This is a genomic window from Clostridium chrysemydis (assembly GCF_015234215.1).
GTDB classification, from domain to species: domain Bacteria; phylum Bacillota; class Clostridia; order Clostridiales; family Clostridiaceae; genus Clostridium; species Clostridium chrysemydis.
On sequence record NZ_JADEKP010000001.1, the window covers coordinates 1,371,718 to 1,388,300 of the forward strand.

General features: G+C 29.7%; 16 protein-coding genes. 3 read left to right on the forward strand and 13 right to left on the reverse strand.

Annotated features, from left to right (window positions below; all coding sequences use genetic code 11):
- Positions 1–14: 14 nt before the first annotated feature.
- The 12 genes from INR60_RS06890 to hflX all read right to left on the reverse strand — a co-directional run bounded on the left by INR60_RS06890 (position 15) and on the right by hflX (position 10,507).
- On the reverse strand, positions 15–539 hold the full coding sequence (locus tag INR60_RS06890) for a DUF4825 domain-containing protein (protein WP_194190737.1): 525 nt from the start codon (positions 537–539) through the stop codon (positions 15–17).
- Positions 540–556: 17 nt separating this feature from the next.
- The gene (locus INR60_RS06895) at positions 557–1,309 is read right to left on the reverse strand and encodes a class I SAM-dependent methyltransferase (protein WP_194190738.1); all 753 of its coding nucleotides are present in this window, start codon (positions 1,307–1,309) and stop codon (positions 557–559) included.
- A gap of 339 nt (positions 1,310–1,648) precedes the next feature.
- Entirely contained in the window at positions 1,649–1,936 is a 288-nt protein-coding gene (locus INR60_RS06900) for a hypothetical protein (protein ID WP_194190739.1), read from the reverse strand.
- 92 nt (positions 1,937–2,028) lie between these two features.
- Positions 2,029–2,526, reverse strand: coding sequence for a GNAT family N-acetyltransferase (locus INR60_RS06905; protein ID WP_194190740.1), 498 nt, complete (start codon positions 2,524–2,526; stop codon positions 2,029–2,031).
- Between the two features lie 41 nt (positions 2,527–2,567).
- Positions 2,568–3,164: a hypothetical protein gene (locus INR60_RS06910; protein WP_194190741.1), complete on the reverse strand. Its 597-nt coding sequence runs from the start codon at positions 3,162–3,164 to the stop codon at positions 2,568–2,570.
- Between the two features lie 230 nt (positions 3,165–3,394).
- Positions 3,395–3,898: a hypothetical protein gene (locus INR60_RS06915; protein ID WP_194190742.1), complete on the reverse strand. Its 504-nt coding sequence runs from the start codon at positions 3,896–3,898 to the stop codon at positions 3,395–3,397.
- A gap of 336 nt (positions 3,899–4,234) precedes the next feature.
- Positions 4,235–4,972, reverse strand: coding sequence for a YebC/PmpR family DNA-binding transcriptional regulator (locus tag INR60_RS06920; RefSeq protein WP_194190743.1), 738 nt, complete (start codon positions 4,970–4,972; stop codon positions 4,235–4,237).
- A gap of 125 nt (positions 4,973–5,097) precedes the next feature.
- Complete coding sequence (locus INR60_RS06925) at positions 5,098–5,745, reverse strand: YigZ family protein (protein ID WP_194190744.1); 648 nt, start codon at positions 5,743–5,745, stop codon at positions 5,098–5,100.
- Positions 5,733–7,139, reverse strand: a complete 1,407-nt coding sequence (locus tag INR60_RS06930; RefSeq protein ID WP_194190745.1) for an aminotransferase-like domain-containing protein — start codon at positions 7,137–7,139, stop codon at positions 5,733–5,735. The genes INR60_RS06925 and INR60_RS06930 overlap by 13 nt, the downstream gene beginning before the upstream one ends.
- 7 nt (positions 7,140–7,146) lie before the next feature.
- On the reverse strand, positions 7,147–8,043 hold the full coding sequence (locus INR60_RS06935; protein WP_194190746.1) for a nucleotidyltransferase domain-containing protein: 897 nt from the start codon (positions 8,041–8,043) through the stop codon (positions 7,147–7,149).
- Positions 8,044–8,115: 72 nt separating this feature from the next.
- Positions 8,116–8,667, reverse strand: coding sequence for a hypothetical protein (locus tag INR60_RS06940; protein WP_194190747.1), 552 nt, complete (start codon positions 8,665–8,667; stop codon positions 8,116–8,118).
- Positions 8,668–8,707: 40 nt separating this feature from the next.
- On the reverse strand, positions 8,708–10,507 hold the full coding sequence (hflX, locus tag INR60_RS06945; protein WP_194190748.1) for a GTPase HflX: 1,800 nt from the start codon (positions 10,505–10,507) through the stop codon (positions 8,708–8,710).
- A 191-nt stretch (positions 10,508–10,698) separates the two neighbouring features.
- Here hflX and hpt point away from each other — a divergent pair, with 191 nt between their 5' ends.
- Positions 10,699–11,226: a hypoxanthine phosphoribosyltransferase gene (hpt, locus tag INR60_RS06950; RefSeq protein ID WP_194190749.1), complete on the forward strand. Its 528-nt coding sequence runs from the start codon at positions 10,699–10,701 to the stop codon at positions 11,224–11,226.
- A 37-nt stretch (positions 11,227–11,263) separates the two neighbouring features.
- Here the strand turns inward: hpt and yunB are convergent, their stop codons facing one another.
- On the reverse strand, positions 11,264–11,932 hold the full coding sequence (gene yunB / locus INR60_RS06955; protein ID WP_194190750.1) for a sporulation protein YunB: 669 nt from the start codon (positions 11,930–11,932) through the stop codon (positions 11,264–11,266).
- Positions 11,933–12,030: 98 nt separating this feature from the next.
- Between yunB and INR60_RS06960 the strand changes: the two genes are divergently transcribed.
- Positions 12,031–14,922 carry a transglycosylase domain-containing protein gene (locus INR60_RS06960; RefSeq protein WP_194190751.1) on the forward strand — a complete coding sequence of 964 codons (2,892 nt, stop codon included), beginning with the start codon at positions 12,031–12,033 and terminating at the stop codon, positions 14,920–14,922.
- 254 nt (positions 14,923–15,176) lie between these two features.
- Positions 15,177–16,580: an alanine/glycine:cation symporter family protein gene (locus tag INR60_RS06965; protein ID WP_194190752.1), complete on the forward strand. Its 1,404-nt coding sequence runs from the start codon at positions 15,177–15,179 to the stop codon at positions 16,578–16,580.
- Positions 16,581–16,583 lie beyond the last annotated feature (3 nt).

The following is a 16,583-nucleotide window of genomic DNA, read 5'->3' on the forward strand; positions in this document are numbered from 1 at the left end:
ACGCCACTCTCTTTCTACTTACTAATAAAATTTTTCAAGGATTTTTCGCTGTTTATAATACTTTTTAAATCATCTTTTATATCTTCTTTTTTGTAAGTTATTTTATCCTTACCATCAATATTAAAGTTTATTATAGAAACATTGTTAACTAAAGAAAAAATAATATATGCGTCTTTTCTTAAAACATCGTCAAACCCTAGCTTTACCTTTTCACCTTCACCAAGGTCTACTTCTAAATACTTAAATTTCTTATAGCTTAAATTTAACTCATAAGGTTCATTCGCTGTTTGTAATTCTATTTTAGTATTATAACTACACCCTGGTAAATTATATACTATATTAGAAACTGCTGAATTATCCCCTATAAAAGAATCTTTGTATTTAAGTAATTTATCAAAGTCTAGTTTTGTTTCTTTAATTTCATTTGAATCTGAATTCGTACCTGAATTTGTATCTGTGTTTGAATTACACCCAACCATACCAATAACTAAAATTAATCCTAAAAATAAGTTTAATAATTTTAAATACTTTCTATTCATTATTTCCCCCTAAATAATTATTTTTTTAAAACTACTATATATCTGTGTTCTAAACTATAAACAAACCCTTTTTCTTCAATTTCTTCATTTAGTTTTACTAACTCCTCAAAGGAATTTTGAACTGAGAATCCTGGAAACTCCCACTCAATTATTTTTGCAAAATATACTAATGCCCCTAAATCTTTAAATCTTAAATAAGGATAAAATTCTTTCCCTAATATAACTTCAAAATTATTATCCTCTGCTTTTTTTAAAACATTCCTTAAGTTGTTATTAGAATATTTAGGCTTAAATCCTTTTATTAACCTTTTAGATAAGATCTCATTATTTTTACCGCCTACCTGCTGAGTTATAAATACTCCACCTGGCTTTAATATTCTATAAACTTCTTTTAACTCAAAGGAAGCATGTCTATTTATTATTAAATCGAATGTATCATCTTCAAATGGTAATTCATCATCCCTTAAAACTTCAAATACCCCTATCCCTAAAGGACTTAGTTTTTCTTTGCAAAGTTTTACGTTTGGCTCCCAATTTTCAGTTATTGAAGTGTTTTTGTATGGATGATTTAAAGAAAGTAAAAATTCTCCTCCTCCAGTTCCCATATCTAATAATTTAAAGTCATCTTTTAAATAAGATTTTAATATGCTTTCATAATCCCAAGGTAGTTTTTCTTCTTCCCATCTATTTTCTAGGTGAGAAAAGTCCCATCCCTTAAAACTTAATCCTTCTTCTTTTTCTAAATTATTTTTTAATTCTTCTCTATTCATTACTGCTCCCCTTTTTCTTAAATTACTAATCTAATAAATTGGTGCAGCTAAACTTCTTTGATAGTATTAAATTATTATTTATCCTAGTGCAACCTACTATCAAGATTTAAAACTGCACCAAGTATTTAATTCGCTTATTTCCCATAAAGAGATTTCACCTGCTTTCAATATTATTTTTCTATTTAACTAATCTATAAAATCCGTTTTCTATATTATTTTCAAACCCAAATCTTTTGTAAATTCCATTTAGTATATTATACCATATTTTAAATTTATATCCTTAAATCAAAAATGCTAATATACAATTCGCATATTAGCATCTTTAATTAAAACCTTATTTTATATTTCTAAATTAAAATTATCTATATAATCTTTAGCTTCTTTATAATCTTTCCCTGAAAGAATTCTATATCTATTAATTGCTTTATATTTTTTGCCTTTATCTAATAAATCTTTAACTTCTTTATCTATCTCGCTTTTTATTTCTTCTTTGATATTATCTTTTAAAGATATTCTTTCTAGTATATAGTTCGTTCTTTTTACCTCTTCAGACAACCTTTTTAAATCACTACTAACCATAGCAAATATCCCTAAAGCAACTCCGATAGCTATCCAATAAACGTCCATTTTTCCTCCATATAATTATAAATTACTCTCTTCTTTTATAATTAATATATTTAAACCTTAATCTTTTTAGAATAGCTATATTTTTTTAATATTTATAATTCTTTTAGATACATTACTTCAGTAGCAGTTAAAAACTCTTTTTTATTATCCGTTTCTTTAAAATCAAAACTTTCATAAAATCTTCTAGCTCTCTTATTTTCTTCAAAAACCCAAAGATAAATTTTACTATATCCTTGATTCTTTGCCTCAGCTAAAATGTGATTCATCATAACTTTTCCGTATCCTTTTCCTAAGTTTTCCCTTAAACTATGAATACAAATAAGTTCTGCAAAGCCTTCTGCTTCAGTATCACGAGCCTCATCGAAATACGCCATCAAATGAGCTTTATCATCAACAAATAAAATATATCCATTTCCTATTTCTTTTTCTAATAAAGACTTATACATTTCTATAGCCTTATCTATATTAGTGCATTCCTCTAAATCTTCTTTAGATATAATATCTTTAAAAGCATACTTCCAAGATTCTGTTTGGATGAATGCTAATGTTTTTTCATCACCTATTTTAACTTTTCTTAAATTTACTCCCACTTTAACCTCTCCTTAACTATGTTTATTCCTTAATCTCTTATTTATAGATTATTATATATTAAAACTAAATAAATAATTTTCTCAAACTCATAATACGCATCATAGTCTATAGATAATAGTTTTTCATTTTTATATAACATATACGTTTCTACAAAAAATTCTATAGGATCCTCTTTGAAATAATTAGCATACCAGCTATCTTTTTTATATCCATTGTCCTCTTGAAATATTATATCTTTATACTTTTTAATATATTTTTTAAATTCATTATGACTTGAAAAGATATACTTATCTTTTTCGAAACTGTAATCTAACCCGTGACCAAACTCATGTAACATAATGTCACTAGTTTTGTTATCTACAGAATTAGTATCAATATAAATAATCTTTTCTTTATAACTACATAAACCTATTACATCAAAATCCCAATAATCTGTATTTCCATTTTTCACATACGCTTCTACTACATCCTCTGTAAATAAAATATCATATTCACTCATTTTTTTATACTCATAGTGATTAAACCTATCTATAACATTACTATAGTTTAAATTTATTAGCTTATCTATTTTTACTTCTTTTGTATTATAACCTATAAACGTCTGTATAAAAACTAAGATTAAACTAACTAACCTCATTTTTACCCCTAACAGATTCAATACTTGAATATTTATTCTAAAGCCTCAAGTTATATTATATGTATAGATAAATTTATTGCTAAAAAATCCAATATTTAGATTATATTACTTTATCAATGCAAATAAAAAAAAGTTAATGCTTTCCATTATGAAACATTAACCTTTTATTATATTTTATATTTTTGTAGTTAATCTGAGTTACCCTTCTATTTTATCTAATTTACTATAAACTATATTAAAGATTCCTTTAATATAGTTTTATTCTCTTTGCTAATATTATTGATTTTTAGTCCTATAAGTGACTTATTATTATCTAAATAGAAATACACATTATTATTTTGCAGGCAATCTCTAATTTTATTTTCTGAAAATACTATACTCACACTTTCATTTTCTATGTATACTTTTAATCTTCCCTTTTCATCTGTATATACCTCATCATTAATATTTTCTAATTCTAAAATTGGACTCCCTTTAAAAACAGAAATATTATCTCCAAAATAATTTTCTACTTCATATATATTTTTACATATTGTTAATGTGATAGAACGTATATCTTTCTTATATTTTCCAAATCCAATTTCAATTAATGATTGATTAAAGTCGCCTGTTCTCCAATATAAAGTTGGTTCCTCCCAGATATTCCATAATCCAAACTCTATATTTATTGGTGTATATATATCAAATTTAATATCTTCTCTTTTTATCTCTTCATGGCTAATTACTTTTAACACTTCATACAACTACCTTTCAAATTATGGCTTATAATAGCATTTTTACTACTAAATATTATTTTACTTTTTTGGTGTGTTAAACCTTTATTTTATAATAAATCAATTTAACATATTTAAAGGTCAAAAACTACATATTAACTAACTTTCAGCCTTTAAAATTTTTATAATTTCCTTCACATAAAAAAGGCTATCTCCTATCTTTGATGATAGAAAATAGCCTTTCAATATAATGTATACACCATTATAAAAACCATAATTGATGTATACCGTAGTAAATTTTATATTTTAATTCAAATAAAATTCTCCATTACCGTTGGTATAACTAACCTAACAGCACTACCCTTCCCAACCTTCTGGGAATTCAGCATTGTGGTAAACTTCTTGAACGTCATCGTCGTCTTCAAGTAAGTCTAACATCTTTTGGAATTTCTTAGCATCATCTTCATTTATTTCTGAAGTTGTGTCTGGAATCATTTTAACTCCTGCATCTAAGAATTCTAAACCGTTTCCTTCTAAAGCTTCTCTAACTTCACCGAAAGCTGCTGGCTCTGTGTATATAACGAATACTTCGTCTTCAGCTTGGAAGTCTTCTGCTCCAGCTTCTAAAGCCATCATCATTATTTCTTCTTCGTCTAAATCGCCTTTTTCTATAACGATTTCACCTTTTTCTTGGAACATAAATCCAACGCAACCTGTAGTTCCCATATTTCCGCCACCTTTAGTGAAGGCGCTTCTTACGTTACCTGCAGTTCTGTTTTTGTTATCTGTAAGAGTTTCAACTATAACTGCAACTCCTGATGGTCCGTATCCTTCGTATACGTTCTTTTCGTAGTTTACTGAACCCATCTCTCCTGATGCTTTTTTAATTGATCTTAATATAGTATCATTTGGCATGTTTGCAGCTTTCGCTTTTGCCACTATATCTCTTAATTTAGCGTTAGAATCAGGACTCGGACCGCCTTCTTTAACCGCAACCATTAGTTCTTTTCCGATTTTAGTAAATACTTTTCCTCTTTTTGCATCCATTTTACCTTTTTTGGCTTGGATGTTATGCCATTTTGAATGTCCTGACATCTTAATTCCTCCTCATGTTATCTATTTAAATAAATTATTAAAAATTCTATAAATCTTTAAAAATTATATCATATTAATTAATTCCTCTTCAAGAAATTAGCTTGTATTTATAGTTTCTTTACAATTTAGATAGCTTTATACAACCTATTTTCTTCTTTAAAGTAGATTCCCTCTTCTGATTTTTCTATAGTTGCTTTACCGTTTGTAGATTCTGTAACTTCTTTTTCTATAGTTTCTATTATAGAATTTTCAGCAAATATATGAACTACTACTTTGTCTGTGTATTCTGAATCTTCTATATGCCAATTATTTTGACCACAAAGGTATTGTATCTTTCCTATAAAATCATAATCTATACTTATAGAAACCTTACTTCCTTTAACTTTTTCAACTATTCCCCCAGCCTTAACAGCTATACTTGCGCCCTTTGTGTAGGCTCTAGTTAAACCTCCAGCACCAAGTAAAATCCCACCGAAGTATCTAGTTACTACTACGCAGCAATCAGTTATCCCTTGCTTCTTCATAACTTCTAAAATAGGGATACCCGCTGTTCCTTGAGGCTCTCCATCGTCTGAATATCTTTGAATTCCGTAATTTTCTCCTATAACGTAAGCCCAGCAGTTATGTCTAGCTTGCTTGTGCATACTCTTTATTTCGTTTAAGAATTCTTTTGCTTCTTCTTCTGTTTCTACCCTTTTAGCATATCCTATAAACTCTGATTTCTTTTCCTCAAAGCTGTCTTCCCCTCTATCTCTAATAGTTATATATGCCATTTATCTAATTCCTCCTTGATGATTTTAAGTCCTTTAAGAATTTTCTCTTCGTCAGTTTGAGAAAACCCTATCCTAAAAGCTAAGTCTCCTTCATCTGCATCTCTAAAAAATAATACTCCAGGAGTTATAAATACGTTTCTTTTTCTAAGTTTAAAGTATAACTCTCTTGAAGACATTTTATCATTTTTTAGTCTTAGATAAAAATTTAATCCCCCGCTTGGCATCTTAAAATCTACATATTCTTTTAACTCTTCTTTTATAAGTTTTCCCATAAGATTATATCTTTTTTTATATTCTACTGAAAGATTGTGAATATTTCCTCTCCAATTGCAGTTTGCAATATAATATTCTAGCGCTCTTTGCATTAAACTAGCAGTTGAAATATCAGTATTAAACTTTGCTTTAAAGAAGTTATCGTGATAAACCTTTGGAGGAATTATATAACCTAGTCTAACTCCTGGTAAGAATATCTTAGAAAAACTCTTAATGTAAATAACTCTATCTTCTCTATCTAAATACTTAAAAGGAATATACTCTAAACTCTCTTCGTAGATAAGTTCTGAAAGATAATCATCTTCTATAATGTAAAAATCATATTTACTTGCTAAATCTAATATCTTTTTCTTTTTTTCTAAACTATAAGAAACACCTGTAGGATTTTGAAAATAACTCATAGTATAAAATAAACTTATTTTATTCTTTTTAAGTATTCTTTCGAATTTTTCTATATCTATACCGTCTTCATCTATAGGAACTTCAAAAATATTAGCTCTCTTCCACTTAAAAACAGAAAGAGCGCCCCCGTAAGTTGGCTTTTCTACAACAACGTTGTCATTTACAGTTAATAAAGATTTTGAGGCTATATCTATTCCTTGTTGTGCACCTGATACTATTAATATATCTTCTGTATTTAAAGTATTATCCCAAAACACATTATTTATAGTCTTTCTAAGTGGCTCGTAGCCTAATGTATCTTGGGTTAACAGCACCTCTTCCCCGTCCCTATCTAAAACTTTGTTTATGATATTTTTAAAATCCTTTATAGGAAATAAAACTTCGTTTGTAGTTTCTCCTGTAAAATCTATAAAGCCTTCATTTAAAACCTTAAAACCTCTGCTATAAATATTTCTAAATTTAGTAAGCCCGTCACTTCTTTTTGCAAAGGTGCCACTTCCCATTTTAGAAGTGGCATATCCTTTGTTTAATAAATAATTATAAGCATTAATAATAGTAACTTTATTTACATTTAAAGCTTCTTTAAGATCTCTTATAGATGGTAGTTTTTCACCATCTTTTATAATATTTTTATCTATAAGTTCTTTTATCCTTAGTCCAATGCATTTATATTTTGGTGTATCTTCTTTAAATTGAACTTTTATAATTTCTTCTATCATATAATTCCTATCTACAGCTGTAGACTACTTCACTTATTATTACGCTTCCAGATGAATCTTTAGTTTCCCTGAATTCTTTATTTATGATTCCAAGTTCACTAAGTTCTTTTAATATAAATTGCATTTTAATTTTTTCACCAAAAGGATATAATGCATCTTGAATTTCAGATGTGCTCATAGGCTCTTTTGACTCTCTAATTTCTTTAATAATAGGTCCTGCAATAGTTAATATATTATCGTTAATATAGTACTCTAAATACCTTATTACCTTTTCTATTTCCTTTGCTGTTATCTCATTTTCTATAAGAAGTAATATACATTTTTCAAAAACCTTATCTAAATTCATAACCATGCTTATAGCATCTTTAGTTTCTCTATAACCATTAACACTTAAATAAAGCTTTGCATAATTATTTAAAGCTTTTATAAGAACTTCGAAAGCTGTGCAAATACCTTCATTGCTTAAATACTTTTTGCAGACTCCTATTTCTTTTAATAAAACTCCTAAATAAACCATATTATCTTCTTCGTTTCTATCATCGAATATGTACTTAGATTTGTTATAGACATCTTTTATTTCGTTGTCTCTTGATAAAACTAATTTTGATTTTTTTAAGATTTTTGAAGCTATGCTATTTTTTCCTTCGTTTAGATATGAATATAAGAAGCTATCTTTACTTAAAACTTTCATATGTACAGCTATATCAAAAACTTCCGAATGTAAATGCTTAACTTTTCCAAATTCATTTTTGTATACAACAAATAAATCAATATCAGAACCTTCCCAAATATCACCTGTTACTATGCTTCCAAAAGCAAACACAGAAATAACATTTTCATTTGAAGATAGGTCACTTAAAATTTTATTAAATGCAGTTTGGTAATTAACTATAACTTCTTTCAAATTTTTCACGCCGCCTTTCTTTTAGTTCATTATAACAAAATATTCACAATTTAAAAATAACCCCTTGAAAATTCAAGGGGTTTTAGAGCCACAATCTTCTATATCTTCACTTTCAATTGTTCCGTGAATAGTTTCTCCTAGTGCTATAGATTCTTCAATTCCTTTTCTAAAGATCTCAGCCCTTTTTCTTAGAGTTTTAAAAAGGCACTCTATTTCACTATTCATATTGTGACTAAGGTCTAATGCATGCCTAATTTCTCTTTTTTTACCGTATGTATTCTTTTGCATATTATCAGCTGAGGTTGCTATACTGTTTGATGCAAAAGCCATAAAATAAATCATATCAACTAAAGGCTTAACTTTTCTTTCATAAAAGAATTTCTCGTCTTGATTTATGTTAAAACTGCTAAGCCCAGCTTTTATAGTATCTAGTTCTAAGACATCGGCATTTAACTTAGCTAAAAGCTGCTCTGCTTCACTAAAGGTGTTTGCCTTTTGAGATGGGAGATTTACATCAACTACATCACTACCGTTATTGATTGCATTTAATTCTTGCTGCGCATTATAAAGATTTGCATCATTTATAGGATTAGACACATTTCCAATGTTCGTAGTATCACTCAAACTCCCACCTCCTAGAATACTTTCTACTTTTATTTATATTCTAGTTTAATATATTTATTATATATTCCTTAGTTTTATTGTAAACTTCATCGTCTACTTCAACAGTTAATTTAGTTCCAGCTTCAACGTATTCTTCTTCTAAAACTCTTCCACTTCTGTGAAGTAAAGACACCACATCTCCTCTTTCGTAAGGAATGATGTATTCACACTTTTTAAGGCTATAAGGTAGTTTTTCTTCGATTTCGTTTAGTAAGCCGTCGATATTAATTTCTTCTTTAGCTGAAATTTCTATTATGTCATCATAATATGAGATCTTTGATTTTAATTCTTCTAACTTTTCTTTATCTACTTTATCTATTTTATTTAAAGCTAAAATAGTTTCTTTATCTATAGCTCCAAGTTCCGCTAAAACCTCTTCAACTGCTTTAATTTGTTCTAAAGCATCATCACTTGATGCATCAACTACGTGACAAAGTAAATCTGCATAAATTACTTCTTCTAGAGTTGATTTAAAAGCTTCAACTAAATCGTGAGGTAATTTTCTAACAAATCCAACAGTGTCAGTTAACGTTATAAGCCCTTTGTTTTTAAGGATAATAGCTCTAGTTGTGATATCTAAAGTTGCAAAAAGCATATCAGCTTCAAATACATCTTCTTTAGTTCTGTTATCTTTTGCAGCTGCAATACTGCATAAAGTATTTCTTAAAGTTGATTTACCAGCGTTTGTGTAACCTACTAAAGAAACTTTAGGAATACTTTCTTTGTTTCTTTTTTCTCTTTGAATTTCTCTATTTTTTCTAACCTTTTTAAGTTCTTGATTAAGGTCATATATAGTTTCTCTTATATGTCTTCTATCTGTTTCTAATTTTTTCTCTCCAGGACCTTTAGTTCCTATACCGCCTCCAGTTCTTGAAAGTACAGTTCCAAGACCTGTAAGTCTACTCATTCTATATTTAAGTTGTGCAAGTTCTACTTGAATCTTAGCTTCTTTGCTTTTTGCTCTTCTTGCAAAGATTTCAAGGATTAAAGTAGTTCTATCTATAACTTTAGCACCTATTGCATTTTCTAAATTTCTCACTTGTGAACCTGAAAGTTCGTCATCAAAAATAATTACGTTAGCTCTTTCTGTTTGTCTAAGGTGTGCTATCTCTAAAACCTTTCCTCTTCCTATATAAAAAGCGGGGTCTATTTTGCTTCTACCTTGGAAAACTGAATCTATAACAGGAATATCACAAGCTTTTGTAAGTTCTTTAAGCTCTTCTAAACTCTCTCTAGTATCAGACCCTACAAGTATTGCTTTTTCTCCTAAGTCTTCTTCTACTTCATTTTCTTTAATAAGACTTTCTGCGTGTCTTACTCTATCTAATATATTTATAGAAAATAATTCGTTAAAGCTTATGTTATTCATTTCATCAAAAACTAATTTATCATTATATACTGTTAAATTAGCAAAAGAAAAATCGAAAGCTTCTCCATTTCTTACTCCTATTGCAACTATAGCATCAAGTTTTAATTTTAAAAGCGCTGTTAAATCTAGTGCTGAAAGATTACTAAATCCGTTTGGGTGAGTGTGAATCACACGAACTCCTGAAAGTCTCTTTTCATTTATATCTAAAAGTGGTAATTCTACTGAAGTAGAGTCACCTATAGCTACAGATTGAACCTTACCTTTTCTATCAATAGCTACACTTATTTCCCTTTCAATTTGACTAGATAATCTTGAAATGGTGTCTATAATTCCATCTGAGCAAACTTCGTCTTTAAGGACCTTTACTTTATATAAATCTTCAAGTTCACTTAAAACTGAATTTTTAACACCTTCTATATTTCCATGTATCATTAATATCACCTCGATTAATAAAAAACTATTCTGAATGCCTTTAATTCTACTCTATTAAAGTTTAAAAGTAAACATTCCCAGAAAATATAAGACTTGATTTTTGTCTTAATTTACAGTATTTTTATATTATTAATCTTTAGACAAATTTAATACATAATACTTATACATAATATTACTTGGAGGGAATTTAAATGGAAAATAATAAGCGTAATATTCTTTTTTCAAAAGAACAAATACAAAACAGAATTGACGAACTAGGAAAAGTTATAACAGAAGATTATAAAGATAAAAATCTTTATGTTCTTTCATTATTAAGAGGAAGCTTTATTTATGCAGCTGACTTAGTTAGAAGCATAGATACTAAAGCAAAAATAGGATTTATGACTACTTCAAGCTACGGACACAGCGAAACTAGTACAGGTAACGTTCAAGTTGTAAATGATATTCCAGATAACATAGAAGGATATGATGTATTAATAGTAGATGATATCGTAGATACTGGATACACTATGGAATACGTAGTAAACCACGTAAAAAAATTAGGTGCAGCTTCTGTTAAGACTTGTGTTCTTTTAGATAAGCCTTCAAGAAGAAAAGTAGATTTAACACCAGACTATTGTTGTTTTGAAATAGAAGATTTATTTGTTGTAGGATACGGATTAAATTACGGAGATCACTACAGAAATATTCCTTACGTATTTAACTGGGAAACTAAATAGTAATTTAAAAATGAGATGTTTAAATAAACATCTCATTTTATTTTGCAGTTGTTTTTATTCCACCACCAAAATCTATTGCAGTATCAGGAATATTCCCGACTATTATAACTTCTGAAAGCGGTACTTCGGCTTGTACTTCTATCTCTTCACTATACATTGGAATAATTATCTTTATTCTAGCTTTTACCTTTAAATAAATCTTATGCCTTGTCTGATTTATCCCAGCTCCTTCAAAGGCGCTTTCGTAGGATGTTTCTATGTTTCCAAGTGGCTCCATTTGAATAGTTATCATCGGGCCTAAATTATAGTATACGCTGTTATCTGTCATCCAGCCTAAAGGAACTTCTATCCCATTTTCACCTAATTCTTCAAACTTTTTATTACATCTAGTTGCGATTTCAGCACTTAATTTATTCATTTTTAATGTATCTGCTTGAATTAAAGAAATATTTCCTTTAGAGTCTTTTGAGATCTCTACTATACCATTATCACCAAACTCCTCATTAAATACTTCAAGAGTAGTTTCATTTATTATTTTTATAGTTTCATTTCTCATAGTAGTCTCTGATATAGCTAGAACTGACGGCATAACTTTTTTATCAAAAACTAGTATTATTAAGTTAAAAATAATAAATATGGCGATACTTAATAGTATAATCTTTTTATATTTTTTATTTTTTCGTTTAGGTCTTGTGTAGTAATCCATATTTCACCTTTATATTGAGTTATTATTCTAGTCATATTATAATTATGCTATAATGAATAATTATATTTATTAATTTTAAATTTAATTGGGAGGGAAAGATGGCAGGTAGGAAAAACTCTAAGGGAAAAAGTAGTAGGAAATCTAGCAAAAGCCAAGCTTTAAAAAATAGTACCTCAAAAAATAAAAATACTAAAGGTACTAAAAAAAGTCCTTTAAATGAAGCATCTAAAAAAAATACCCAATCAAAGCAAATTAAATTTACTAAAAAGGACTCTCCTACTAAACTTCCAAATAATACTTCAAAGGTCGTAAAAAGTTCTGCAAAAAAGAAAAATATAGCAGAAACTAAAAATACACTTTCTGAAAGTACAAAAGATATTTCCACTAAACTACCTCAAGATAATTCAATGAAAGCAAAGGAAAAGTCTATGAATAATACAAAAAAGCCGCCTTCAGTTAAAGGTAATACTTCTACTAAAGGCAAAAAAACTAAAAAAGGAAAAAAGAAAGTTTTTAAATGGATAGGTTTATCGGCTCTTTTCTTATTTTTAGCTTCTATAGTTGTAGGTTTAGGTTTTGTAATTGCAATAATCAAAAACACTCCACCTGTAGATGTAAATAAAGTTCTTTCAAACGAACAAACAGCTAAATTTACTTATAGAAACGATAAATACTGGACTCAACTTAACAGCAAAGAGGACAGAACACCTTTAAAATCAGATCAAATTCCAAAAAATTTAAAAAATGCAATAGTTGCAATTGAAGATGAAAGGTTTTACGACCACCACGGCGTTGACCCTAAAAGACTTCTAGGTGCAACTCTTCACAGTGTAGTATACAAACTAACTGGAAAGGGTGGACTTCAAGGAGGTTCTACTCTTACTCAACAATTAGTTAAAAATACACTTTTAACTAACGAACAATCAATTGAAAGAAAAGTCAAAGAGATGTACCTTTCTTTAGAACTTGAAAAATCACTTACTAAAGATCAAATTTTAACAGCATACCTTAACTCATACCCTGTAGGTGGTGTAGCTTACGGTGCTGGTGCTGGTGCTGAAATGTATTTTGATAAACCAGCAAAAGATTTAAATCTTATACAAAGTGCTTTTTTAGCAGGTATAACTCAAGCACCTACAGCTTACAGTCCTTTTACTGAAGCTGCAAAAAAAGATCCTTCAAGATATATAAACAGAACTAAAACTGTTTTATTTAAAATGAATGAACTTGGCTTTATTTCAAAAGAAGAATACGATAAAGCAATAAAAGATTTAGATAATGGAAAACTAAAATTTAAATCATCTAAAAAAACATATAAGTTGCCTCACGAAGATTTCTTATATGCAACTTTAGATCAAGTTAAAACTGATTTAAAAGCTAAATACAAATATAGCGATGAAGAAATTAATTCTTTAATCTCAACTGGTGGTTTAGTTATCCACTCTACTATGGATAAAGATTTACAAGAACATACTCAACAAGTTCTTAATAATTATTCAAACTTTAATTTAGCAGGTTACGATCAAGTTGATAAAGATGGAACACCTTTAGTTCAAGCTGCTGCAACTGTTATTGATTACAAAACAGGTGAAGTTGTAGCAATGGTTGGAGGTAGAGGCGAGCAAGGAGCTCAATCACTAAATAGAGCTTATACTGCTTTAAACCCTGTAGGTTCTGCTGTAAAACCTCTTACAGTATACGGTCCTGCTATCGATACTAAGGTTATGACAGCAGGTAGCACAATTTACGATGCTCCTATTCCAAAATCTGTTTACCATTTTAGTCCTAAGAACTCACCAGACCAATTTAAAGGTCTTATCCCACTTCGTGACTCACTTAAGTATTCAAGTAACGTTGGTGCTTACTTGACAGAACTTAAAGTAGGCCCTGAAACTGGTACTTCTTATGGTGAAGAGTTCGGACTTAAATTTAATAAAGAATCAAAAAATACAATGTCAGCAACTGCCTTAGGTCAGTTTAATAATGACCCTAACGATATAGACGGTGGTAACCCTTATATTATGGCTGCTGCTTTAGGTACTTTTGGAAATGACGGTAAATACGTAAAACCTAGATTATACACTACAGTTAAAGATGCTTCTGGTAAAGTAATTTTAGAATCTAAAAAAGAATCTAAACAAATCCTTTCACCTCAAGCAGCTTATATAGTTTACGATATGATGAAAGGTCCTATAAGCTACAACGCAGGTGGAGCTAAGTTTGGTTCAATGCCTGTAGCTGGTAAAACTGGTACTACTACAGACAGTAAAGATTTATGGTTTGCAGGACTTACTCCTCACTATAGCGGAGCTGTTTGGTTTGGTAGAGATGATAACAAAATGCTTCCTTCTGGAAGAAACAGTTCAACTGCTGCTAGCATTTGGGGAAAAATTATGAGCTACGCTAACGAAGGCTTAAGTACTACAGATATAAAAAGACCTTCTGGTATAGTTGAAGTTCCTATCTGTAGCGTATCTGGTGAACTAGCTACAGACCTTTGTAAAAATGCTCAAGGTGGCGAATACACAAGGGGAGTTTATAACGAATTATTTATAGCTGGAACTGAGCCTACTAGCTACTGTGAAACTCACGTAAGCGCAAAAGTAAACTCAGCAAACGGTATGCTTGCAGGTCCTAATACTCCTTCTGGGCTACTTACTAATAAGATTTTTATAAATTGTCCAAATCCTTATATGGGAGCATTAGATAGCAAGTTCTATCTTCCAACTTCACAGGATAACACAACTGCACCAGCTGAACCTGAAAAACCAAAAGATGAACAAAAACCAGATGAAAACAAAGATAATAAGCCAAATGAAAATGTAAAACCACCTGAAACTGGAGATAATACAAATCCTCCTTCTACAGGTGGAACTGGAGATAATGGAGGCGTGCCTCCCCAAACTACTCCACCAACTGGAGGAACAACAGCTGGAGGCACAAACGTAACTCCTCCAAAAACTCCAAATAACCCACCAAAAGCTAATTAGTTTTCACTGAATTTACATTAATTCTTCATAAAACACTGCTACAATAATAGTAGCAGTGTTTTATTTTTCTTCCTTATGAATAATCATAAATCACTTCTTGCATAACTAATTATTATTTCCTTATTTTTAACTAATTATGCTATATTTTTTTATGCGTTTGAAGTTTTTGTAGTATTTTCTTGCATTTTTACTTTTTTTGTTATAAAATATGTTTAGATACTATTGAAATAATAAATTTTTTAGAGGAGGCAATTATGAACATAATTAATAATATCATAACATCATTTAACGACTTTTTATGGACATATATACTTATAGCAATGCTATTAGTACTAGGAGTATATTTCACATGGAAGACTAAATTCGTCCAGTTTAGATACATAAAAGAAATGTTTAGATTATTAGGTGATGGTATTGGCGGTAAAAAAGAAAAGGGGACAATATCTTCATTCCAAGCTTTCTGTATAAGTACAGCTTCAAGAGTTGGTACTGGAAACTTAGCAGGTATTGCGATTGCAATATCAGTAGGTGGACCTGGTGCTATCTTTTGGATGTGGTTAATCGCACTTATAGGTGCAGCATCAAGCTTTGTTGAGTCAACTTTAGCTCAAGTTTACAAAGAAAAGAACCCTGATGGTTCATTTAGAGGTGGACCTGCTTACTACATGGAAAAAGCTTTAGGAAAGAGATGGATGGGTGTAATCTTCTCAATCTTAATTACAATATCATTTGGACTAGTATTTAACTCAGTTCAATCAAACACTATTGCAAGTGCTTTTAATTCAGCTTTTGGTGTTGATAAAATAGTAGTAGCTGTACTTTTAACTTTAGTTACTATATTCGTAATTTTCGGTGGAGTTCAAAGGGTTGCAAAAGTTTCAGAAGTTTTAGTTCCAATAATGGCTATAGCTTACATATTAGTTGCACTTTTCATAATTATAATGAATATAACTGAATTGCCAAGAGTATTTGCATTAATATTTGAAAATGCATTTGGTATAAAAGAATTTGCAGGTGGTACTTTAGGTGGTGCTGTTTTAATCGGTGTTAAGAGAGGATTATTCTCAAACGAAGCTGGTATGGGTAGTGCGCCAAACGCTGCTGCAACAGCTACAGTTTCTCACCCTGTAAAACAAGGTTTAATACAAACTTTAGGCGTATTTACAGATACTATTATAATTTGTAGTTGTACTGCTTTTATAATCCTTTTATCAGGTGTAGATTACTTTAATTCTCCATTTGAAGGAATTCAATTAACTCAAAACGCTTTAAGTGCGCAAGTAGGATCTTGGGGTAACACATTTATAGCAGTTTGTATATTATTATTTGCCTTCAGTTCAATTGTTGGTAACTACTACTACGGAGAATCTAACATAGAGTTCTTAACAGAAAAGAAAGTTTACCTATTCATCTACAGAGCGTTTGTTGTAGTTATGGTATTCTTAGGCGCTATCGCTAACTTACAAATTGTTTGGAACCTAGCTGATGTATTCATGGGCTTAATGGCTATCGTTAACTTAATTGCAATTGCATTACTTGGTAATATTGCATTTAGAGTATTAGATGACTACAGACAGCAAAAGAAAATGGGTATAAAAGATCCTATTTTCAAAGCTTCAAATATACCAGGACTTAAAAACACAACTGAATGGGATTAAAAA